Source organism: Streptomyces uncialis (genome assembly GCF_036250755.1).
In the GTDB taxonomy this organism is placed as follows: Bacteria; Actinomycetota; Actinomycetes; order Streptomycetales; family Streptomycetaceae; genus Streptomyces; species Streptomyces uncialis.
Map to the genome: position 1 here is coordinate 6,512,670 of NZ_CP109583.1, position 22,502 is coordinate 6,535,171.

The window sequence follows — 22,502 nt, forward strand, 5'->3', positions numbered from 1 at the left end:
GTACGTCTAACTAACGACCTTGAGGTGAGGCGCGCCGTGCGGGACAATGGTCGGATGCCCGTGTCCCCGTCCCCGTCGATGGCCGAACCCGCGATGACTTCCGCAGCTGACTTCCCCGCCCCCGCGAGCCCACCCGCGAGCGCCGCCGTGCGTGTGCCCGCCGGTCCCCCCGGCCCCGGCCCCGCCCCGGCCGCCCTGCCGTCCGGGGGCGGGCTGGCGATCGGTCCGTACCCGGTGGTCCCGCCCGTGGTGCTCGCCCCCATGGCGGGCATCACCAACGCGCCCTTCCGCACCCTGTGCCGGGAGTTCAGCGGCGGGAAGGGGCTCTTCGTCAGCGAGATGATCACCACCCGGGCGCTGGTCGAGCGCAACGACAAGACCATGCAGCTCATCCGCTTCGACGCCAGCGAGACGCCCCGTTCCCTCCAGCTGTACGGGGTCGACCCGGCGACCGTCGGCAAGGCCGTCCGGATGATCGCGGACGAGGGGCTCGCCGATCACATCGACCTGAACTTCGGCTGCCCCGTCCCGAAGGTCACCCGCAAGGGCGGCGGCTCGGCGCTCCCGTACAAGCGGCACCTGCTGCGGGCGATCCTGCGCGAGGCCGTGACCGGCGCCGGGGACCTCCCCGTCACCATGAAGATGCGCAAGGGCATCGACGACGACCACATCACGTACCTCGACGCGGGCCGGATCGCCGTCGAGGAGGGCGTCACCGCGATCGCCCTGCACGGCAGGACCGCCGCCCAGCACTACGGCGGCACGGCCGACTGGGACGCGATCGCGCGGCTCAAGGACCATGTCCCGGAGATCCCCGTCCTCGGCAACGGCGACATCTGGTCCGCCGCCGACGCCCTGCGGATGGTCCGCGAGACCGGCTGCGACGGCGTGGTCGTCGGCCGGGGCTGCCTGGGCCGTCCCTGGCTCTTCGCCGACCTCGTCGCCGCCTTCGAGGGCACCGGCGAACCGGCCGCGCCCTCGCTGGAACGGGTGGCCGCCGTGATGGTCCGGCACGCGACCCTGCTGGGGGAGTGGCTGGGCGACGAGGCGCGGGGCGTCATCGACTTCCGCAAGCACGTCGCCTGGTACCTCAAGGGCTTCGCGGTCGGCTCCGAGATGCGCAAGCGCCTGGCGATCAGCTCGTCGCTCGCACAACTGTCGGAGGGCCTCGCGGAGCTGGACCTCGCCCAGGACTGGCCGCTCGGCGCGGACGGCCCCCGGGGCCGCACCTCCGGCAACAACCGCGTCGTCCTCCCCGACGGCTGGCTGAAGGACCCGTACGACTGCGCGGGCGTCAGCGAGGAAGCGGAGCTGGACACCTCCGGCGGCTGAGCCCGTACGGCCGGTGCGGTCGAGTCCGTACGGTCGTCGGTGGTCGGCCCCGGCCCGTCCCGTCCGGTCAGTCGCCCGTTCGGCACGGGGCGGGTCCGGCACACCTGGGCCCGGAGCCCGGCGACTCACCCGTTCGGGGACCTCACGCCGTTGACGCGAGGGCCGCCGACCGTCCCGCCAGGGGCTCTGCGGACTGCCCCGCCGGGGCCTACAGACCGCCCCCTATGGCCGTCAGCAAGGCGAAGGGTGCCGCCGCCGAACGGGACTCCCGGACGCACGCGTGCGGGTACGGGACGGGCTCCGGGTGGGTCTCGCGGGAGTAGCCCGCCAGTACTTCCGGCAGCCGGCCGCCCCCGGCCCGCGCGGCGGCCAGCACCCCGCGCGCCACCGTCCGGGCCTCGTCGTGCAGCCCGTAGCGGGCCAGGCCCAGGGCGATCAGGGCGTTGTCGTGCGGCCACACCGAACCCCGGTGGTACGACAGCGGGTGATAGGCGGGCTGTCCGGCGGCCAGCGTCCGCACCCCCCACCCCGAGAAGAAGTCCGGCTCCAGCAGCCGCCGCCCGACCACCACCCCGTACTCCTTGTCGAGCAGCCCCGACCACAGCAGATGCCCCGCGTCGGACGCCAGCGCGTCCAGCGGGCGCCCGTCGCCGTCCAGCGCCAGCGCCGGGAACGCGTGGCCCGCCATCCAGAAGTCCCGCTGGAACCGGTCCCGCAGATCCGCCGCCACCCGCATCAGCAGCTCCGCGTAGTCGTCGTCGTCCCACACCGTGCGGGCCAGGAACGCGGTGCGGCGCAGCGCGTCGTACGCGTAGCCCTGGGCGCCCGCCGCGACCACCGGACCCGTCGGACGGGTCCCGTCCGCGCGGCAGATCGCGCCGGGGGAGTCCTTCCAGTTCTGGTTGGCCAGCCCGCCCTCGTCCGCGTGGTAGACGAGATAGCCGTACGTGCTCAGCCCGCCGTGCTCCAGCATCCACGCCATCGCGGCCCGCGCCTGCGGCTCCAGCCGCCGGGCCAGGGAACGGTCACCGGTCGACTCCGTGTACGCGTCCAGGAGGACGAGGAACAGCGGGGTCGCGTCCACCGAACCGTAGTAACGGCCGTACGGGACCTGGTCGAAGTGCGCCAGCTCGCCGTGCCGGACCTCGTGCACGATCTTCCCCGGCTGGGCGACGACGCCCCGGGACATCTCCCGTTCCGTCGCCTGAGTCGCCGCCAGCGCGGGCAGCGTCGCCGCCGCCAGGGCGGGCAGATGCGGCAGCAGGAACAGCGAGGTCAGCAGGGCGTCCCGGCCGAGCAGCGCCGGGAACCAGGGGATGCCCGCCGCCGGGACCCGCAGCTCCTCGCCGTCCGGACCGGCAGCCCGCACCCGCAGCACCGCCAGATCCGCGAGGCCCCGCGCGCACGCCTCCGTCAGCTCCGGCCAGCCGGTGTCCGGGACGGCCGTGCACTGGGCCGCCAGCTCCTCGCGCAGCGCGTCGAGGTCGCCCGCCGCCTGCGCCGGGGAGTCCGGCACCCGGGGCACCGAGACCTCCCCGTGCGGATGGGCGGTCACCCGCAGCCGTACCTCCGTCTCCGCGTGCGGCGCCAGCTCCAGCGCCCACACCAGCCGCCGCGCCCCGGTACCCGTCTCCTCGACGGCGTCCGGGGCGGGATCGGCCGTGATCTCCGTGCGGGAAAACCATTCGCCACGGCGGTAGCCGAACATCACCCCGCCGTCCTGGGCCTCGCGGGTGCGGACCGTACCGGTCTTCGCGTACGTCCGGTGGTCCCGGCGCAGCTCGAACGGGTCGGTGAAGTCGGCGTCCACCGTCAGCCCCAGCCGTACCGTCGTCGGCACCGAACGGTTGCTCACCACCCGCAGCGACTCCACGAGCCCGTGCTCGCCGATGCCCTGCTCCCGGATGACCGTGCAGGACGGCGGCTCCTGACGGCCGCCGCGCGGCACCAGGACGCAGCGCGCCGTGTCCCCGGGACCCACCGGGGACAGCGTGTCCGGGACGGCGCCGTCCACGGTGAGCTGCCAGCGGCTCAGATGACGGGCGTCCCGGACGAACAGCCCGTCCGGTGAATCGCCGCCCGTCCGTACCCCGGTGATGTCCCCGCCGGAGCCGACGGCGGCGAAGGTCCCGCCGTGCACCAGCACATGACGCCGCTCACTCATCGTCGGCCTCCCACTTCGATTCCCTCGCCCCGCGCCCGTCGTCCGTGCCGCCCGCGCTGTCCGCGCCGTTCATCCTGCCCGCGCTGTCCATGTTGTCCGTACTCGTCGCGCTCGTCGTGCTCGTCCTGCCTGTTGTACCCGTGTGGCCCGGGCCGTTCGCGCACGTTGCCGGGTCCTTGACGTCCGGCGAGGTGCCGGTGACGGCCAGGTCCAGGGCCAGCGCCGCCGTCCACGAGAAGTCCCGGGCACCGCGCGCCTCACCGGAACGGGGGTCCACGTACTCCGCGAACCCGGACTCGCCGGCCGTCGCCAGCAGCGCGGAACGCAGTGCGTCCGCCGCCGTGCGCTCGCCGTGCAGCCGCAGCCCGCGCTCCAGCAGCCAGTTGACGTTGAACCACGCCGGACCCCGCCAGTAGCGGCGCGGATCGAACGCGGCGCCCGTCAGGTCGTAGCTCGGGACCAGCCGGGCGGCGCCGCCCAGGCCGAAGTGCGGTCCCCGCAGCGTGCGCAGCAGCGCGGCCACCACCGGGCGCGGCAGCGCGGGCAGCGCCAGCGGCACCAGGCCCGCCGCCCCGCGCTCCGGGACGAGAGAGTCCGTGCGCAGGTCCCGGCAGAGGAACATCTCCCGCTCCGGGTCCCACAGCCGCCGCACCAGCGCGGCGGTCAGCCGCTCGGCGCGCGCCTCCCGGGCGGACCCGTCGCCGCGCAGTTCGGCGGTGATCCGGGCGAGCGCGTGCTCGGACAGGATCAGCAGCGCGTTGAACGCCGGGTCCTCCACGGCGAACTCCCCGAACACCGCCGGGGAGTCGGCGTACCCGCTGTCCCGGTAGCCGGTGGCCAGCCGTACGTAGCGCCGGTAGTCCAGATCCGTCGGCCGGTCCCCGGCCGCGCCGTGGGCCAGGTCCGCCCGGTGGAACGAGCCCGGCGGCGCGGGCTCCACCCGGGCCAGCGGGGCGTCCCAGCACGGGCTGTTGTCCATCCCCTGCTCCCAGGGGTGCACCACGGCGGCCAGCCCGCCGCCGCCCGCGTCCCGGCGGCCCAGCAGATAGCGGTGCCAGGCCGCGAGCCCCGGCCGCAGCCGCGCCAGGAAGCCCCGCGCGCGGGACAGCGCCGGGTCCGCGAGGTGTGTCAGCCACACGGCGAGCGCGTGCACCGGGGGCTGCACCAGGCCGGAGGTCGCCACCGCGCGCGGGGCGCCCGCCGCCCGGCCCGCGCTCCCCGACCGCCAGAAGTCCGGGCCCGGGAAGTACGCGCCGGACGGGACCCCGGGGTTGAACACGATGTGCGGCACCCGGCCGTCCGCCCACTGGGCGCGCATCAGCGTCTCCAGCTCGGTCTGGGCCCGCAGCGGCGACACATGACGCAGCCCGATCGCGACGAACGCGGAGTCCCAGGACCACTGGTGCGGGTACAGCGCGCGGGACGGCACGGTCGACGTGCCCGTCCAGTTGGCGTCGAGGACCCGAGCGGCACGCTCGGCGAGGCTCCCCGGCACCGGGGGACCGGCCTCGGGGGAACCGGCCTCGGGGGAACCGGGGGGCGCGGGACCGGGCGGCGGGGCGGACGGTGGATGCTGGGTGGTGCGATACACGCGGGTCTCCCCGGGCCGTGGTTTCGGGGACGGGTCGTGGGCGTGAGGGTGGGTGCGGCGTCGGGCGTGAGCTTGGGGCGCGGGTGCGGCTGAGCGCGTGGCGTCGGGCGTGAGTCTGGGTGCGGGTGGGGGTGCGGGTGCGGGTGCGGTGCCGGTGGGCGGGAGCCGGGGTGCGGGGGTGTGCGTGGCGGGGGCTGTGACCGTGACCGTGGGTGCGGCTGGGTGGCGGTGCGTCAGTTCCGCTGTGCGCGCCGCCGGGTTATGTCTGTTCGGTACGCAGAACTCAATATGTAACGTGCGATCGGTCGACGCAAGGGGGTACGCATGGGCGGGCAGCGGACGACATCGGGGGACCTGCTTCAGTTGGTGCGCAGCGGACGGGCCACCACCCGTGGGGCGCTCCAGGAGGCCACCGGGCTGTCACGGGCGACCGTGGGACTGCGGCTCGACCGGCTCTTCCGGGCGGGCTGGCTGCGGGAGGGCGTGGCCGGACCGGTCGGCTCACCTCTCGGCGGACGCCCGTCGGCGCGGCTGGAGTTCGACACCGTCCACGCGGTGGTGCTCGCCGCCGACCTCGGCACCCGGCACGCCCGCGCCGCCGTCCTCACCCTCGACGGGACACCGCTCGCCGAACACACCGGGCCGCTGCGGGTCGAGGACGGCCCCGAGTCCGTGCTCGGCGAACTCGGCGGCTGGTTCGCCGGGTTGCTGGACCGCGCGGGCCGGGACCCCGCGCGGGTGTGCGGGATAGGGCTCGCCGTCCCCGGGCCCGTCGACACCGCGACCGGGCGGGTCGTCCAGCCGCCCATCATGCCCGGCTGGGACGGCCACGACATCCGGGGACGGCTGTGCCACGCCTTCACCGCCAGGACGGGCACCGGGGACGTACCCGTCCTGGTCGACAACGACGCCAACCTCATGGCGTACGGGGAACAGCGCGCGTCCTTCCCCGGATGCTCCGCGTTCGCGCTGGTCAAGGTGTCGACCGGGATCGGGGCCGGGGTGATAGTGGACGGGTCGGTGTACCGGGGGATCGACGGCGGGGCCGGGGACATCGGGCACGTCCGGGTACCGGCCGGCGCGGACGCGCTGTGCAAGTGCGGGTCCTACGGCTGTCTCGCGGCGGTCGCCAGCGGGCGGGCGCTGGCGCGGCGGCTCACGGACCTCGGGGTGCCCGCCGCGTCCGGGTCGGACGTGGGGGCGCTGCTCGCCGCGGGGCATCCCGAGGCGGTGCGGCTGGCCCGGGAGGCCGGGCGGGCGGTCGGGGAGGTACTGGCGACGGTGGTCACCCTGCTGAACCCCGGGGTGCTGATGATCGCCGGTGACCTCGCGGGGACGGCGTTCCTCACGGGCGTACGGGAGTTGCTGTACCAGCGGGCGCTGCCGCGGTCCACCGCCCGGCTGGAGGTGGTCACGGCGCGGCTCGGGGAGCGGGCGGGGCTGGTGGGGGCGGGGGCGATGGTGGTGGAGGAGTTGTACGGGGCGGAGCGGGTGGAGGAGCGGTTGTCCGCGCTGGGCGTGTAGGGGGTGGGTTTCTCTCCCGCCCACCCACCCCTCGGCTCCCGCCCGGCGCCGGCGGGCCCGGGTTCGTCCGGGTGGGCGTACTTCGTTCCTGTGCGGGTCGCCTTCGCTCGCGCTTCCTAGGTCTGTCCGGGTGGGTGTACTTGTTCCTGTGCCGTCGCTCGGTGGGTGCGCAGTTCCCCGCGCCCCTGAGGTGCTGCCCTTGACCGTTGCCCTTCGGGTGCGGGTCCGCCCTCGTTCTTGCGCGGTTCCCCGCGCCCCTGGGTCTTCTGTGCCGGGCGTACTTCGTTCCTGTGCCGTCGTTCGTGGGTTTCGCGCAGTTCCCCGCGCCCCTGGATGCTGCCCCGGTTCGGTGTTCTTCGGGTGCGGGTCGCCCTCGTTCTTGCGCAGTTCCCCGCGCCCCTTTGGGGCGCGTCCGGCTGGTTTTTCGGGTCGGTGCCGGTCGGGATTCTCCGTCCTCGCTCCAACGCGCTCGGTACGGACGTTCAGTGGCCGCACTGATGGCGTCGGAGTCTGCGGGCAGAGATTCCCGCCCACCCCCTCCCGTAGCCGGGCGAGTGCGCGAGGAGGGGCGTTCCGCACCTGAAGGGCGGCATCGGGGGCGCCTCCGGTGATCAGGAAAGGTCGTCCGGGGAGCTGCATGCCTGGAACCAGTGGGCGCGGATGGCGGCCGGGTGGGAGAAGGGGTGGCGTGGGCCGGCGAGCTGGCGGTGGAGGAACTCCGTCGCGGTGCAGTCGAACCGGGTTCCGGGGTCGGGGCCGACATCCGTGACGTACACGGTCCACCGGTCGGGGTCGGGGTCTTCGGTGACCCAGTAGAACGACTGCTCGTGCTCGTTGCCCGCCCAGGTGAGTATTCCGCCGGATGCAGGGAAGGGCGGGTGTGGCTCCCAGGGGTCCTGGCCGAGCTTCTTGTTGGTCTCGGCGTACGAGATGACCTCCTCGGGCATCAGGATCTGGAAGAAGCCGTCGAACTGGCCGCGGCCGAAGACCTCGACGAGACGCTTGTAGTCGCTGGGCAGGCGGTTTCCCAGCCGGGACTCGACCGACGCCCAGTCGACCTCGTAGGCCCTCGGGATCCAGCCGGTGAGGGTGACCAGCCGGTCCGGCCAGGGCTCGTCGGCGGACGTCCCGCCGGGGGCCGGTACAGGCCGGTGGGCGACGACCAGGAGGAGCCGGGCGGGGTCGGTGGCCTGGGCGTCGCCCAGCGCGACCCATCGTCCACCGGACGGCCAGGCATACCTCCAGCCGCCTGGTGCGACGGCAGGCAGCGACGGCGGCAGCTCGCTGTCCTCGGTGAGCGGCTCCCCGTACCAGTTGGCGAGTTGCTCCACGAGGTCGTCCAGCGGTGTCCCTTCCGGGACGGGTACGCACACATGCCCTGCCGGATGTGCCGACTCGCCGCATATCAGCTCGGTGGAGTCCGGCCACGTGAGGTTGCCCACCGACCACAGCAGTTGTCGTAGGTCCATGACGGCAGCCAACCACCCCCCACTGACATCGTCCCGGAGTTCCACGGCCTCGCGGACGCGCGGCGGAGCCGGTGCGAGGCCACTTGGCATGCCGTACGGCACCCGATACCCCGGCACCGGACCCGCCCGGCACCGGGAATCCCCGCGCACGGGGACTGTCCGGATCGTGGGATTCGGCGGGGCGGGCGGGGCGTGATTCGCGCCACCTTTGAGGGTGGTGCCGCTCTGATGAGCGATCGATCAGCGGATGCACTTCTCCAAGGGGTGGCACTGAGTGTCACCCCGTTCTTTTTTACTGCCCGAAATCAAATGTAGGGGAATCCGCTCAGGTGAGCGGAGTGGGTCATGTTCCGGTGTGCTTGGGTTCAAGAGGTGAACGCATCAGGGGTGCGGGTGTCACTCCGCTGCCGGTTTCGATCTGCTGGCGGACGAGTGGTTGCGGTCGTACGACAGGCAGGTGGACGTACCCATAAGCCTTTGATCTGGGTATGTTCCTCGCCGTCAGGGCAGCCAGCCGATCCTTGAGGAGTCGAGTCCCATGTCGAAGAACAAAGGTCCTCAGGTAGTGAAGTTCGTTTATGACTTCACCGAGGGAAACAAGGACCTCAAGGATCTGCTCGGCGGGAAGGGTGCGAACCTCGCCGAGATGACCAACCTCGGGCTGCCCGTGCCGCCCGGTTTCACCATCACGACCGACGCCTGCAAGGTCTACCTGGACAGCGGCGAGGAACCTGCGGCACTCCGTGACGAGGTATCCGCTCATCTGGAAACCCTCGAACAGCGCATGGGCAAGCGGCTCGGCCAGCACGACGACCCGCTGCTGGTGTCGGTGCGCTCCGGCGCCAAGTTCTCCATGCCCGGCATGATGGACACCGTCCTCAACATCGGACTGTCCGACGCCTCCGTCGAAGGGCTCGCCCGGCAGGCCGGCGACGAGCGCTTCGCCTGGGACTCCTACCGCCGCCTCATCCAGATGTTCGGCAAGACCGTCCTCGGGGTCGACGGCGAACTCTTCGAGGACGCCCTGGAGGAGGCCAAGGCCGCCAAGGGCGTCACCGTCGACACCGACCTGGACGCCGCCGACCTGAAGAAGCTCGTCAAGGGGTTCAAGAAGACCGTCCGCACCGAGGCCGGACGGGACTTCCCCCAGGACCCCCGCGAACAGATGGACCTCGCCGTCAAGGCCGTCTTCGAATCGTGGAACGGCGACCGGGCCAAGCTCTACCGCCGCCAGGAACGCATCCCCCACGACCTCGGCACCGCCGTCAACATCTGCTCCATGGTCTTCGGCAACCTCGGGCCCGACTCCGGCACCGGCGTCGCCTTCACCCGGGACCCCGCCAGCGGCCAGCAGGGCGTCTACGGCGACTACCTCAGCAACGCCCAGGGCGAGGACGTCGTCGCCGGAATCCGCAACACCGTGGCGCTCGCCGATCTCGAACAGCTCGACAAGGTGTCGTACGACCAGCTGATGCAGATCATGGAGACGCTGGAGAACCACTACAAGGACCTCTGCGACATCGAGTTCACCATCGAGCGCGGACAGCTGTGGATGCTCCAGACCCGGGTCGGCAAGCGGACCGCCGGCGCCGCCTTCCGGATCGCCACCCAGCTCGTCGACCAGGGCCTCATCGACGAGGCCGAGGCCCTCCAGCGGGTCACCGGGGCCCAGCTCGCGCAGCTGATGTTCCCCAAGTTCGACGAGGACGCCAAGGTCGACAAGATCGGCCGCGGCATCGCCGCCTCACCGGGCGCCGCCGTCGGCAAGGCCGTCTTCGACTCGTACACCGCCATCAAGTGGTCCCGGTCCGGCGAGAAGGTCATCCTCATCCGCCGGGAGACCAACCCCGACGACCTGGACGGCATGATCGCCGCCGAGGGCATCCTCACCTCCCGCGGCGGCAAGACCTCGCACGCCGCCGTCGTCGCCCGCGGCATGGGCAAGACCTGTGTGTGCGGCGCCGAGGAACTGGAGGTCGACACCAAGCGGCGGCGGATGACCGCGCCCGGCGGGATCGTGATCGAGGAGGGCGACGTCGTCTCCATCGACGGGTCCACCGGCAAGGTGTACCTCGGTGAGGTGCCCGTCGTCCCGTCGCCCGTCGTGGAGTACTTCGAGGGACGGATGCACGCGGGCGCCGACGACGCCGACGAACTCGTCGCCGCCGTGCACCGCGTCATGGCCTACGCCGACCGCGTCCGGCGGCTGCGGGTCCGTGCCAACGCCGACAACGCCGAGGACGCGCTGCGCGCCCGCCGCTTCGGCGCCCAGGGCATCGGACTGTGCCGCACCGAGCACATGTTCCTCGGTGAGCGCCGCGAGTACGTCGAGCGGCTGATCCTCGCCGACACCGACGAGGAGCGCGAGCAGGCCCTCGACCGGCTGCTGCCGCTCCAGAAGCGCGACTTCGTGGAACTGTTCGAGGCCATGGACGGACTGCCCGTCACCGTCCGGCTCCTCGACCCGCCGCTGCACGAGTTCCTGCCCGACATCACGGAACTCTCCGTACGTGTCGCGCTCGCCGAGTCCCGCAAGGACGCCAACGAGAACGATCTGCGTCTCCTCCAGGCCGTCCACCGCCTCCATGAGCAGAACCCGATGCTGGGACTGCGCGGGGTCCGCCTCGGCCTCGTCATCCCCGGTCTGTTCGCCATGCAGGTACGGGCCATCGCGGAGGCCGCCGCCGAACGCCGCGACGCCAAGGGCGACCCGCGCGCCGAGATCATGATCCCGCTGGTGGGCACCGTCCAGGAACTGGAGATCGTCCGCGACGAGGCCGAACAGGTCATCGACGAGGTGCAGCGCGCCGCCGGGCTCGACCTCAAGCTCTCGCTCGGCACCATGATCGAGCTGCCGCGCGCCGCGCTCACCGCCGGACAGATCGCCGAGGCCGCCGAGTTCTTCTCGTTCGGCACCAACGACCTCACCCAGACCGTGTGGGGCTTCTCCCGCGACGACGTGGAGGCCAGCTTCTTCACCGCGTACCTGGAGAAGGGCATCTTCGGGGTGTCCCCGTTCGAGACCATCGACAAGGACGGCGTCGGCGCGCTCGTCCGGGCCGCGGCGGAGGCCGGCCGGGCCACCCGCCCCGACCTCAAGCTCGGTGTCTGCGGCGAGCACGGCGGCGACCCCGAGTCCGTCCACTTCTTCCACGAGGTGGGACTGGACTACGTCTCCTGCTCCCCGTTCCGCATCCCGGTCGCCCGGCTGGAGGCCGGCCGGGCCGCCAGCGCGGGCCAGTCGAAGGGCAGCGACCACCGCTGACCCGGGTGGGCGGGGCGCCCGTCCGGTGAGGTACGGCCCCCGTCCCTGCACGTCGTTTGTCTCCTGCACGGCCACCGGTACGCGTGTTCCGGTGGCCCCGCGGAACCCGAGCCCGTGACCGCCGCCGGTCCCTCACCCTCGCCGACGCGGCGGCGGCACCGGGCGTCCGGGAGAAAAGGGGCGGCACCCCTGTGCGGGGGTGCCGCCTCTTCGGCGTTCGTCCGGCGCCCGCACGGGAACGCGCGGCGCCTTGGGGAGGAGTCGCATCCCCCGGGTCTCCTCCGGGAACCTGAATCCGTTCCGACGGGGACAGTGGTCCCCGTTCCGCCCCGGGCGCCGGACTGGCACCATGCTGAAGGCGCGTGGACCCCTCCCGCGAGCCCTTTCGGCACAGGCCGAAAAGCAGAGGTCAGGGGATCGGGGACACGGTGCTGCGCATCCACTTCACGCGGGACGACCTCGCGCGGGTCCGGGTCGTCGAACGCCCCCACCCGCTGTGGGAGACCGTGCTCAGCGTGCACCGGCTCCGGGACCGCTGGTCACCCACCGCCCTCGACACCTGGCGGGGCGCCGCCCGCCGCCGGCTGATGGCCGACCCGGTCCGCGGCCGGGACGCGTTCTCCCTGCTCGGGACGCTCATACCGCGCCGCGGCAACTTCCCCGACTTCCTCACCCCCACCGCCCTCATGGACAGCCCCGGCGACGACCTCGGCGGCGGACTCGACCAGATCCTCGCCACCCCCCGTACCCTGCTGCGCCGCGACATCGGCATGCTCCCCGACCCGCCCCGCCGCCTCACCGCCCTGAGCGACGGGGACCGCGACGCCCTGCGCCGGCTCGACTGCGCGCTGCGGACGTACCACGCCGCCGCCGTCGCCCCCCACTGGGCCGCCGTCCGCGCCGCCGTCGAGGCCGACCGGGCCCGCTCCGGGCGGGACCTGCTCGACGGCGGCACCGAAGGGCTGCTAGCCGGACTGCGGCCCGTGCTGCGCTGGGAACCGCCCGTCCTCACCGCCGACTACCCGGTCGCGCACGACCTCCATCTGGGCGGCCGCGGCCTGGTGCTCGTCCCGTCCTACTTCTGCAGCCGCCGCCCCGTCACCCTCATCGACCCCGAACTCCCGCCGGTCGTCGTCTACCCGGCACGCACCGTCACCGCCACCCGCACCCTGTACGAGGGACGGCACGCCCTGGAACGGCTGCTCGGCCGCACCCGGTCCGGGGTCCTCGCCGCCATCGGCGCGGGCTGCACCACCGGGGAGCTGGCGCTGCGCGCCGGGATCTCCCCGGCGTCCGCGAGCCAGCACGCCACGATCCTGCGCGAGGCGGGACTGGTCACCACGGTCCGGGCCGGCCCCAGCGTGCTGCACACCGTGACCGGCCTCGGGATCTCCCTGCTGCGGGGCGCCTGAGCACCCGGGGGGCGCCCCGGGAGCCCGCGCGCCGGGCGTGCGGGCTCCGCGCCCGGGAGCGCGGCCGGACCCGGCCGCGTACGCCGTGCCCATGGGCTTGCGGGAGCGTGACCCGCCGCGCCGGTGGACCATGAAAGGGTGCGGGGACGACGCGCCGACACCTCGCGAGGAGCATGCGCCATGAGCCGCTGGAGCGAGTACGACATCCCCGACCAGAGCGGCCGGACGGCCGTGGTGACCGGAGCCAACAGCGGGATCGGCTACTGCGCCGCCCGCGCGCTCGCCCGCCGGGGCGCCCGGGTCGTCCTCGCCTGCCGCAGCGAGGAGCGCGGCACCGCGGCCCGGGACCGGGTGCTGGCCGAAGTGCCCGGCGCGGAGGCGGAGTTCGCCCCCCTGGACCTCGGTTCGCTGGCCTCCGTGCGGGAGTTCGCACGGACCTGGGCACGCGACCATGACCGGCTCGACCTGCTCATCAACAACGCCGGGGTGATGGCACTGCCGCACCGCCTCACCTCCGACGGTTTCGAGACGCAGTTCGGGGTCAACCACCTCGGGCACTTCGCCCTCACCGGGGAACTCCTGCCCACCCTCCTCGCCACGCCCGGCGCGCGGATCGTCAGTGTGTCCAGCGGGGTGCACGCGCTGTCCAACATCGACATCCACGACCTCAACAGCGAACGCGGATACCGCCGCTGGATCGCCTACGCGCGCTCCAAGACCGCCAACCTCCTCTTCGTCCACGAGCTGGCCGCGAGGCTCGCCGCGGCCGGTGCCGACACGGTCGCCGCGGCGGCGCACCCGGGGTACGCCCGCACCAACCTCCAGACGGCCGGGGTCCGGATGGAGGGCCGCAGGACCGCCGAACGCGTCATCGAGCTGGGCAACCGGATCATCGCCCAGGGCCCCGAGGCCGGCGCCCTGCCCACCCTGTACGCGGCCACCGCCCCCGGCGTCGCCCCGGACTCCTTCACCGGCCCCCGGTTCCTCGGCTGGCGCGGCGCCCCCGCCCCGTCCTGGCGCGCGAGCTGGACCACCGACGACCGGGTCTCCACCCGGCTGTGGGCGGCCTCCGAGGCCCTGACCGGTGTCACGTACGGGGAGCTGGACACGCTCTGAGCCGGACGGCCCCCGGCCCGCCGGCCGCCCGCCGCCTCCGGTCGTCCGGAAGCCGTGACCCGGACATGGATACGTCATGAACTCGCCAAGGGATGGCGCCCCCGGGTCAGCGAAGCGTCAATCCCGCTGACGTGGGCTGTCCGTCGTTCTACGGTGCCCGCATGGGATGTGAAGGGACACGGTACGAGGGCGGCGACCGGGGCGAGGACGACGACGAGGAGGACGACGCGGACCGGCGGCCGGACGGACGCCGGGAACCGGTGTGGGTCACGGTCGGGCAGCGCGGCCCGGCGGCCCGGCACGGCCCGTTCACGGCCCCCGGGGTCGCCGCGGACCGGCGCTGGGCCACGGACCGCAGGGACGCGGTGTACTGCGCGTCGACCCTGCTCGGTCTGATCGGCCTGGTCGACATCGCGAACGGCACGCTGACCGCCGTCCGGGGGCTCCTGTGGCTCACGCTGGCGCTGCTGCTGTACGCGGTGCTGTACCCGCCGCTGGTCACGGCGGGGCCCGGATGGCTCGCCGTCCGGGGGCTGTGGCGCACCCGGCAGGTCGCGACGGACCTGCTCGTCGCCGCGCGGCACAGCGACGGGGTCCAGCCGAGGCTCGTGCTGCGGGACGCGCTGGGGAACCGGGTCGAGGTCGACCCGAAGGTCCTGACGGGCAATCCGCTGCTGTGGCACCGGCTCGACACGGGGGCGCGCCACGCGCGGGCGTCCGGACTGCTGCGCACCGGGACGGGGGTGCTCCAGCGGATCGGGGAGCGGATCGACGCGGAGGAGGGCCGGGGGGTGTTCGAGGCGTCCGACCTGTCGTGACCCCGCTGTTCCTCGCCGGGGGCCGTGGTCCCACCCGTGGGGCGGCTGTCCCTGTCCGGGTTCCGGCCCGCCTCGCGCGGTTCCCCGCGCCCCTTCGGGGGCACCGGGCCCGCAGGCGAACGCGGACAGTGGACGGGCCCCAAAGGGGCGCGGGGAACTGCGCACCCCACGAGCGACCCGCACAGGGACAAGTGCGCCCAGGGACGAGTACCCAGGGGCGCGGGGAACCGCGCACCACGGACCACCCGCACCCGACGGGTACCGCAAGAGGCGCCGACCCAGGGGCGCGGGGAACCGCGCGAAGGCGGCGGGGAGCCGGACGGGGACAGCCGCCCCACGGGTGGGAACCCAGGGCCGCGGGACACCGTCCCGGCGGCCCGAGGCGACCACGACGCACCCCGTGGGGGCACAACTCGTGTGGGCTATTTCGTCGAGGTGAGGTGGGCGAAGACGACGACGTTGCCCTTGTAGCCCGTCCGCTCGGAGTAGGGCCCACCGCAGGTGATGACCCGCAGCTCGGCCCGCCCCGCGGCCCCGTACACCTTCTCGTCGGGGAAGTCCTCGTTGTCGTACACCTCGACCGCGTCGACCGTGAACACCGCCACCGACCCGTCCCGCCGGGCCACCTCCACCGTCCGCCCCCGGACCAGCGCCCCGAGGCGGTAGAACACCGCGGGTCCCTCCGCGTTGTCGACGTGCCCCGCCACGACCGCCGTACCCCGCTCACCGGGTGTCGTCCCCGCCTCGTACCACCCCGCGAGGTTCTTCCGCTGGGGCGGCGGTACGTCCAGACTGCCCTGCGGGGTCAGCCCCAGCCCCGTCAGCGGCGCGTCGACCCCGATCGCCGGGACCCGGATACGGTCCGGCGGCGACGGGGCCATGGGCGCCGCGCCCGACCCCCGCCCCCCGGTACCGCCCACGGACGGCGCGGCCTGCGCGGCGGACGGCTGCGGCGGCGGATGCGACGTGGAGCCGTTGCGCAGCAGGAACGCCCCCGCGCACAGGGCGAGCACGGTGATCCCCGCTATCACCCCGTCCCCCGGGCCCCGCCCGGGACGGAACGGCCTCCGGCCGGGGGCGGCGGGGTCGTCGTGGCCGGGCTTGCGCATGAGGTCCCCCTCGGGTCGCTTGGTCTCTCCCGCGGCCCCCCTCCGGCCCGGCGAGGGGTCGCGGGACCGGAGGGGGGAGGGAAGGCGGTACCGGTGGACAGCGGAGGTGTCCGTCAGATCCCGTCGCCTCTCGCCCGGCGATGCAGGAGCCAGGTACCGCCCGCGGCGGCGACGGCCAGCGCCGCCACACCCGCCGCGGTCTGGACGGGGTCGGGGCCCAGTGCGCCGCCGACCCCCGTGTTCACATGCCCCTTGGGGTGCGTGGGCAGCGCAGCCCCGGCCAGCCCCACCCACAGGTCGGCCGTGGCCTGCTTGCCGTCCGCGCAGCTCACGGCGATCTCGTACGTGCCCGGATGCGCGGACGAGGGCACCTTGAACTGACCGACGGACTGCCCCATATGACTGCTCGGCGCCAGCGTGAAGGTGCCCGCGCCGACCGAGCTCGCGTCCCCGGCCGCGGTGCCGCCCGCCCCGCAGCCGCCCGTGTTCATGGTGACGAGGTCGCCCGGCGAGGCGGAGGACGGGAAGAGCCGGGTGCCCTTCGCGTCACCGCCCCACGTCGGGGCCGCGGCGAGCGCCGCCGTGGCGACGGCGAGCGCGGCGGCGCTCAGCAGACGGGCAGTACGCATGACTCGCTCCTAGGGAAGCGCGCGCCCCGCGGCCCCCAAGTGCCGCTGCGTCGGTCGCGCCCTCGCACCCCGAGAAAACGGCCCCCCGGCCCCCGCCGCCTCCCGGCGCCCGGCCCCCGGTTCCGGCGAACGGCTGACTCCCGCGCCCTGCCGCACCCTGTTTCAGCAGGTCATGGACGTGCGAAGGGAAATGTGCGGGAGCGCGTCCCGCAGGGCTGTGAACGGGTGACGGTCGGCCGGACGGCGTATATGACGGGGCGTCCGGCGTCCCGCGTTCCCCGGCCGGGGGCTGACGGTGCGTCGGGCACGGTTCCCGGGATGCGGACGGGTGCCGGGCGGGTGCCGGACGCGTGGCGGGCGGGGCGGGTGCGGCGCGCTTGACCTCAAGTTTGGTTGAGGGAACACGCTGTGGCACATGAACACCGAGAACGCGGCCTTCGGGGCCGCAGCATCCACCGTGCCCACCGCCACCGCCACCCCGATCACCTCTCCCGTCGAACCCTCCTGGTCCGGCGGGCCGGGGGTGGCGACCGAACCGGACGGGCCGGAGGTCCGGCCTCCGGCGCCCCTGCGGATCGCGGTCGTCCTGGGCAGCAACCGGGACGGCCGGTTCGGGCCGGTCGTCGCCGACTGGCTGCTCAAGGAGATCGGCGTCCGGCCCGAACTGCGCGCCGAGCTCGTGGACGTCGGCGCGGTCGACCTGCCCACGACCCTTCCCGGGCGACCGTCGCCCGAGGTGGCCGCGGAGGTCGCCAAGGTGACACCCACGCTGGCCGACGCCGAGGCGTTCGTCGTCCTCACCCCCGAGTACAACCACTCGTATCCCGCCGCGCTGAAGAACCTCATCGACTGGCACTACGACGAGTGGCAGGCCAAGCCCGTCGGCTTCGTCTCCTACGGGGGGATCTCCGGGGGGCTGCGCGCGGTCGAGCATCTGCGGCAGGTCTTCGCCGAACTGCACGCGGTCACCGTCCGGGACTCGGTCTCGTTCGCCAACGCCGGGTCGCAGTTCGACGACGACGGGGCCCATCGGGACCCGTCCGCCGCGGGGGCCGCCGTGAAGTCCCTGCTCGATCAGCTCACGTGGTGGGGCCTGACCCTCCGCGAGGGCAAGGAGGCCCGCCCGTACGGGTCGTGAGCGGGTCGCCTTCGCTTGCGCTTCCGAGGTCTGTCCGGCTGGGCGTACTTCGTTGCTGTGCCGTCGCCTGGTGGTTTCGCGCAGTTCCCCGCGCCCCTTTGGGGCGCGTCCGGCTTGTTCTTCGGGTCGGTGCCGGTCGGGATTCTCCGTCCTCGCTCCAACGCGCTCGGTACGACGTGACCTTGCCGGACTGAAGAGCATCGGAGTCTGCGGGCAGAGATTCCCGCCCACCCCCTTACGTGAGTCCTGCGACTGCGCGGGGAAGGTGGTTCCGCAAGCGAAGGACCTTCACCTGGACGACAGCCTGAGGAGCGCCCCCAAAGGGGCGCGGGGAACTGCGCGAAGACGAGGGCGGACCCGCACCCGAAGGACAACGAACAGGGGCAGCATCCAGGGGCGCGGGGAACTGCGCACCCACGTCGGTACCCCCACAGGGACAAGTGCGGCCAGGTGTGGAACCCCAGAAGCGCCAGCGAAGGCGACCTGCGGGGAACTGCGCACCCCACGAGCGGCCCGCACAGGGACAAGTACGCCCGGCACAGGAGACCTCAGAGGCGCAAGCGAAGGCGACCCGTGGCCCGACCCGGGATAATCGGCGTCCGTAACCGCACCGGGAGAGGACGGACATCGGATATGAGCATGACGGACGGACCGCGGGGGGCCGCCACGGCACTGCCCTTCTTCGTCTACGGCACGCTGCGGCCCGGCGCGTCCTGTCACGACGCGTATCTGCGCGCGGGCACCGCCCACGACGAGCCCGGGACGCTCCCCGGCGCCGCGCTGTACGACGGGCCCGGCTACCCGTACGCCGTGGAGGTCCCCGGGCCCGGCCGGATACAGGGCGAACTGGTCACCGCGCTGGACAGCGACTACCCGGGGCTGCTGGTCTCCCTCGACGAGTTGGAGGAGTACCACGGCCCCGGGGACCCGGGCAACGAGTACGAGCGGGTGATCCGGGACGTCCACCGCGCCGACGGCTCCACCACCCCGGCCTGGGTGTACCTCGCGGCCCCGTCCGTGGCCGACGGACTGCGCCGCGACGGCACCCGGCTGGCCGGGAGCGACTGGCTCGCCCACACCGCGCTCACCGGGGAACAGCCGGAACCGACCGGGGCCGCCTGACCGCTCAGCGCCCGGTGGCCAGCGCCGCCGCCACCCCCGGCTCCTTGGGGCCGAGGAACCGGGGGCTCGGCCGGAGCACCACGTCCGACGCGGCCTTGGCCGAGGCCATCAGCTCGCGGGTGGCGCCGTAGTACCAGACCGCGTTGCGGCGGTCGGGCACGCCCACGCCGTACGAGGTGATCCCCGCGGCGCGGCACAGGGCGACCGCCCTGCGTATGTGGAAGCCCTGGCTGATCAGGACCGCCCGGTCCACCCCGAACACCTCACGGGCCCGTACGCACGAGTCCCAGGAGTCGAAGCCCGCGTAGTCGCTGACGATCCGCCGGTCCGGGACACCCTGGCGGGTCAGATAGGCGCGCATGGTGTCCGGCTCGTCGTACTCCTCGCGGCTGTTGTCCCCGGTGACGAGGATGACCTCGACCCGGCCCGCGTGGTACAGCCCGACCGCGGCGTCCAGCCGCCGGGCCAGATACGGGGAGGGCTCGTCGCCGCGCAGCCCGGCGCCGAAGACCATCGCCACCTCGGTACGGGGCACGTCCCCCGGGTCGCGCAAGGAGCTGTCCGCGGACAGATAGACCCAGGTGGGCGGTATCAGCCCCAGTACGCACAGCACCATCACGGACTGCACCGCGATCCGCTGCCCCCGCCTGCCGCGCGGCAGCCGTGGCCGCAGCGAGCGCCACGGCACCCGCGCCACCTCCCGCGCCGTACGGGTCACCACCCGCGCCGCCGTTCGACGAACCCCCCGGACGAGCCGCATCCCCAACCCCCAAAGCAATGGCCGACCTCGTGTCACCCAGAGTAATCCACCCCGCAGACAACGCCCCGGCCCCGGCGTCCGCCGCGCACCGCGGGCGCCCCCGGGTCCGCCCGGCGGGCGGCTCGCGCGCGAACCCGGTCCGGCCGTCTACTGTCGTGCCCATGCACGGCGAAGGCACCACCACGTCCACCCCGGCACCCGCCACGGTCCCCTACGACTCCGCGGACGAGGCGCGCTGGGCGGGCGAGGCCGACAAACGGCCGGGCCGTACCGCGTTCCAGCGGGACCGGGCCCGGGTCCTGCACTCCGCCGCCCTGCGGCGGCTCGCCGGGAAGACCCAGGTGGTCACCCCCGGCACCCGCGGCCCGGCCTGGGACCCGAGCCCCCGCACCCGGCTGACGCACTCCCTGGAGTGCGCCCAGGTGGGCCGGGAACTGGGCGCGGCCCTCGGCTGCGACCCGGACCTCGTGGAGACCGCCTGCCTGTCGCACGACCTCGGGCACCCCCCGTTCGGTCACAACGGCGAACAGGCCCTCAACGAGGTCGCCGCCGACTGCGGCGGCTTCGAGGGCAACGCGCAGTCCCTGCGGCTGCTCACCCGGATCGAACCGAAGCGCTTCGCCCCCGCCGGGCACGGCGGCGGCACCGCCCCCGTCAGCGTCGGACTCAACCTGACCCGCGCCGCACTCGACGCGGCGACCAAGTACCCCTGGCCCCTGGGCGGCCACCCCACCGACCCGGCGTCCCCGAAGTTCGGTGTCTACGAGGACGACCGGCCGGTCTTCGACTGGGTCCGCGAGGGCGTCCCGGCCGGCCGGACCTGCTTCGAGGCGCAGGTCATGGACTGGTCGGACGATGTCGCGTACTCGGTGCACGACCTGGAGGACGCGCTGCACGCGGGCCATGTCGACCCCCGGGTGCTGCACGCCGAACCCGAGCGCCGGGACGTCTACGAGGTGGCGATCGGCCGCTACGTCCCCGCGGACACCGACCCGGAGGAACTCGCGGCGGCCCTCGACCGGCTCCTCGCCCAGGAGTGGTGGCCGCACGGCTACGACGGCTCCGCGTCCTCGCAGGCGGGCCTGAAGGACGCCACCAGCCAGCTCATCGGCCGCTTCTGCGTGGCGGCGGAACACGCCACCCGCGCGCGGTGGGACCCCGGCCACACCGGGCTGCGCCTCACCCGCTACGCCGCGGAGCTCGTCGTCCCCCGCGAGGCCCGCCTCGAATGCGCGGTGCTCAAGGCGGTCGCCGACCGGTACGTCATGCAGCGCGCCGAACAGGCCCTGATCCGGGCCGAACAGCGGGTCGTCGTCGCGGAGCTGGCCGAGGCCCTCGCGCGGCGCGCCCCCGAGGGGCTCGACCCGCAGTTCCGCGCGCTGTTCGAGACGGCACCCGACGCGCGCTCCCGCAAACGGGTGATCGTGGATCAGATCGCGTCCCTCACGGATGTGTCCGCGGGCGCCCTGCACGCCCGGCTCACGGACCGCCCCGGCGCCGCGCCGACCGGCCTGTGACAGGACTGGACGGGCCCCGCGCGGGGCACACGACCGGGGGCGCGGAACAGGAACGGAATCCCGCGTACCGCCACGGGGTGTGACGGGCGATGGCCTGATCGGGTCACTCCCTCTTCCCGCATCACCCTGTGTGCGGGACGCTCGCTCCTGGCGGAATGCTTACGAGGAGGCATCAAGTGGTCGACGCGGATCAGACGTTCGTCATCATCGGTGGAGGGCTCGCGGGCGCCAAGGCGGCCGAGACCCTGCGCGCGGAGGGGTTCACCGGGCGGGTGATCCTCATCGGGGACGAACGCGATCACCCCTACGAGCGCCCGCCCCTGTCCAAGGGCTATCTGCTGGGCAAGGCCGAACGCGACAGCTTCGGCGTCCATGAACCGGCCTGGTACGCGCAGCACGACATCGAACTGCACCTCGGCCAGACCGTCGACCTGATCGACCGCACCGCGCGGACCGTGCGGCTCGGCGACGGCACGGCCATCGCGTACGACAAGCTGCTGCTGGCGACCGGCGCGGAACCGCGCCGCCTCGACATCCCCGGCACCCAGCTCGCCGGGGTCCACCATCTGCGCCGCATCGCGCACAGCGACCGGCTGCGCCAGGTCCTGACGAGCCTGGGCCGGGAGAACGGCCATCTGGTGATCGCGGGCGCGGGCTGGATCGGGCTGGAGGTCGCGGCGGCGGCCCGCTCCTACGGGGCGGAGGTCACCGTGGTGCACCGGGGCCCGGCCCCCCTGCACAGCGTCCTCGGCCCCGAGCTCGGGCAGTTCTTCGCGGACCTGCACCGCGAGCACGGGGTGCGGTTCCACTTCGGCGCCCAGCTCACGGAGATCGTCGGCCAGGACGGCATGGTCCTCGCGGCCCGCACCGACGACGGCGAGGAGCACCCGGCGCACGACGTGCTCGCCGCGATCGGCGCCGCGCCCCGCACCTCCCTCGCGGAGGCCGCGGGCCTGGAGCTGGTGGACCGCTCCGAGGGCGGCGGCATCGCCGTGGACCTGGGGCTGCGCACCTCCGACCCGGACATCCACGCGGCGGGCGACATCGCGGCCCCGCACCACCCGCTGTTCGGCACCCGGCTGCGGGTCGAGCACTGGGCCAACGCCCTGAACGGCGGCCCGGCCGCCGCCCGCGCGATGCTCGGCCAGGACGTCACGTACGACCGCGTGCCGTACTTCTTCTCCGACCAGTACGACGTGGGCCTGGAGTACTCCGGCTGGGCGCCCGCGGGCTCCTACGACCAGGTCGTGATCCGCGGCGATCTCGGCAAGCGGGAGTTCATCGCGTTCTGGCTGTCGGAGGGCCGCGTCCTGGCCGGGATGAACGTCAATGTGTGGGACGTCACCGAGCCGGTCCAGGCACTGATCAGGTCACGCGCGCGGGTGGACCCCGACGCGCTCGCCGACCCCTCGGTGCCCCTGGCGTCACTGGTCCCCTGAGGCCCCGCGGGGCCTCGCGCACACCCGGGCGCCCCGGGCCCGTCCCGTTCCGGCGGGGCGTGCCCGGGCCTCCCGGGAGCACGTCCGGAGGGTCCCC

At 73.8% G+C, this 22,502-nt stretch carries 16 protein-coding genes; 10 read left to right on the forward strand and 6 right to left on the reverse strand.

Features of this window, described 5'->3' with window-relative positions:
* The first annotated feature begins 261 nt into the window (after nt 1–261).
* The gene (dusB, locus tag OG711_RS27195) at nt 262–1,332 is read left to right on the forward strand and encodes a tRNA dihydrouridine synthase DusB (RefSeq protein WP_329564069.1); all 1,071 of its coding nucleotides are present in this window, start codon (nt 262–264) and stop codon (nt 1,330–1,332) included.
* A gap of 208 nt (nt 1,333–1,540) precedes the next feature.
* Here dusB and OG711_RS27200 read toward each other — a convergent pair whose 3' ends face one another.
* Together OG711_RS27200 and OG711_RS27205 are read right to left on the reverse strand one after the other, a co-directional pair.
* Nucleotides 1,541–3,496 carry an amylo-alpha-1,6-glucosidase gene (locus OG711_RS27200; RefSeq protein ID WP_329561020.1) on the reverse strand — a complete coding sequence of 652 codons (1,956 nt, stop codon included), beginning with the start codon at nt 3,494–3,496 and terminating at the stop codon, nt 1,541–1,543.
* The gene (locus tag OG711_RS27205; RefSeq protein ID WP_329564071.1) at nt 3,489–4,991 is read right to left on the reverse strand and encodes an MGH1-like glycoside hydrolase domain-containing protein; all 1,503 of its coding nucleotides are present in this window, start codon (nt 4,989–4,991) and stop codon (nt 3,489–3,491) included. Before OG711_RS27205 ends, OG711_RS27200 begins: the two co-directional genes overlap by 8 nt.
* A 420-nt stretch (nt 4,992–5,411) precedes the next feature.
* Between OG711_RS27205 and OG711_RS27210 the strand changes: the two genes are divergently transcribed.
* A complete protein-coding gene (locus OG711_RS27210) occupies nt 5,412–6,611 on the forward strand; it encodes an ROK family protein (RefSeq protein WP_266515238.1) in 1,200 nt (399 codons plus the stop codon).
* Nucleotides 6,612–7,222: 611 nt separating this feature from the next.
* On the opposite strand, the gene OG711_RS27215 is transcribed toward OG711_RS27210, so the two are convergent.
* Complete coding sequence (locus OG711_RS27215) at nt 7,223–8,080, reverse strand: SMI1/KNR4 family protein (RefSeq protein WP_329561022.1); 858 nt, start codon at nt 8,078–8,080, stop codon at nt 7,223–7,225.
* A gap of 538 nt (nt 8,081–8,618) precedes the next feature.
* Between OG711_RS27215 and ppdK the strand changes: the two genes are divergently transcribed.
* The 4 genes from ppdK (at nt 8,619) to OG711_RS27235 (ending at nt 14,691) form a co-directional block, all read left to right on the forward strand.
* Complete coding sequence (ppdK, locus tag OG711_RS27220) at nt 8,619–11,345, forward strand: pyruvate, phosphate dikinase (RefSeq protein WP_073793590.1); 2,727 nt, start codon at nt 8,619–8,621, stop codon at nt 11,343–11,345.
* Between the two features lie 428 nt (nt 11,346–11,773).
* Nucleotides 11,774–12,757, forward strand: coding sequence for an ArsR/SmtB family transcription factor (locus OG711_RS27225; protein ID WP_073793589.1), 984 nt, complete (start codon nt 11,774–11,776; stop codon nt 12,755–12,757).
* 180 nt (nt 12,758–12,937) lie between these two features.
* Nucleotides 12,938–13,873: an oxidoreductase gene (locus OG711_RS27230; RefSeq protein WP_266515233.1), complete on the forward strand. Its 936-nt coding sequence runs from the start codon at nt 12,938–12,940 to the stop codon at nt 13,871–13,873.
* A 161-nt stretch (nt 13,874–14,034) separates the two neighbouring features.
* Entirely contained in the window at nt 14,035–14,691 is a 657-nt protein-coding gene (locus OG711_RS27235) for a hypothetical protein (RefSeq protein ID WP_178391164.1), read from the forward strand.
* Nucleotides 14,692–15,113: 422 nt separating this feature from the next.
* Here the strand turns inward: OG711_RS27235 and OG711_RS27240 are convergent, their stop codons facing one another.
* Nucleotides 15,114–15,800, reverse strand: a complete 687-nt coding sequence (locus OG711_RS27240) for a class F sortase (protein WP_266515230.1) — start codon at nt 15,798–15,800, stop codon at nt 15,114–15,116.
* 113 nt (nt 15,801–15,913) lie between these two features.
* On the reverse strand, nt 15,914–16,429 hold the full coding sequence (locus tag OG711_RS27245) for a hypothetical protein (protein WP_329561027.1): 516 nt from the start codon (nt 16,427–16,429) through the stop codon (nt 15,914–15,916).
* A gap of 415 nt (nt 16,430–16,844) precedes the next feature.
* Between OG711_RS27245 and OG711_RS27250 the strand changes: the two genes are divergently transcribed.
* Nucleotides 16,845–17,567: an NADPH-dependent FMN reductase gene (locus OG711_RS27250; RefSeq protein WP_329561029.1), complete on the forward strand. Its 723-nt coding sequence runs from the start codon at nt 16,845–16,847 to the stop codon at nt 17,565–17,567.
* Between the two features lie 633 nt (nt 17,568–18,200).
* Complete coding sequence (locus tag OG711_RS27255) at nt 18,201–18,689, forward strand: gamma-glutamylcyclotransferase family protein (RefSeq protein WP_329561031.1); 489 nt, start codon at nt 18,201–18,203, stop codon at nt 18,687–18,689.
* Between the two features lie 4 nt (nt 18,690–18,693).
* Here the strand turns inward: OG711_RS27255 and OG711_RS27260 are convergent, their stop codons facing one another.
* Nucleotides 18,694–19,305 (reverse strand): SanA/YdcF family protein, encoded by a 612-nt coding sequence (locus tag OG711_RS27260; protein WP_073794242.1) that lies wholly within the window; start codon nt 19,303–19,305, stop codon nt 18,694–18,696.
* 305 nt (nt 19,306–19,610) lie between these two features.
* Between OG711_RS27260 and OG711_RS27265 the strand changes: the two genes are divergently transcribed.
* Both OG711_RS27265 and OG711_RS27270 read left to right on the forward strand, forming a co-directional pair.
* A complete protein-coding gene (locus OG711_RS27265; protein ID WP_073793586.1) occupies nt 19,611–20,966 on the forward strand; it encodes a deoxyguanosinetriphosphate triphosphohydrolase in 1,356 nt (451 codons plus the stop codon).
* A 176-nt stretch (nt 20,967–21,142) separates the two neighbouring features.
* Nucleotides 21,143–22,405 carry an NAD(P)/FAD-dependent oxidoreductase gene (locus tag OG711_RS27270; protein ID WP_073793585.1) on the forward strand — a complete coding sequence of 421 codons (1,263 nt, stop codon included), beginning with the start codon at nt 21,143–21,145 and terminating at the stop codon, nt 22,403–22,405.
* The last annotated feature ends 97 nt before the right edge of the window (nt 22,406–22,502 follow it).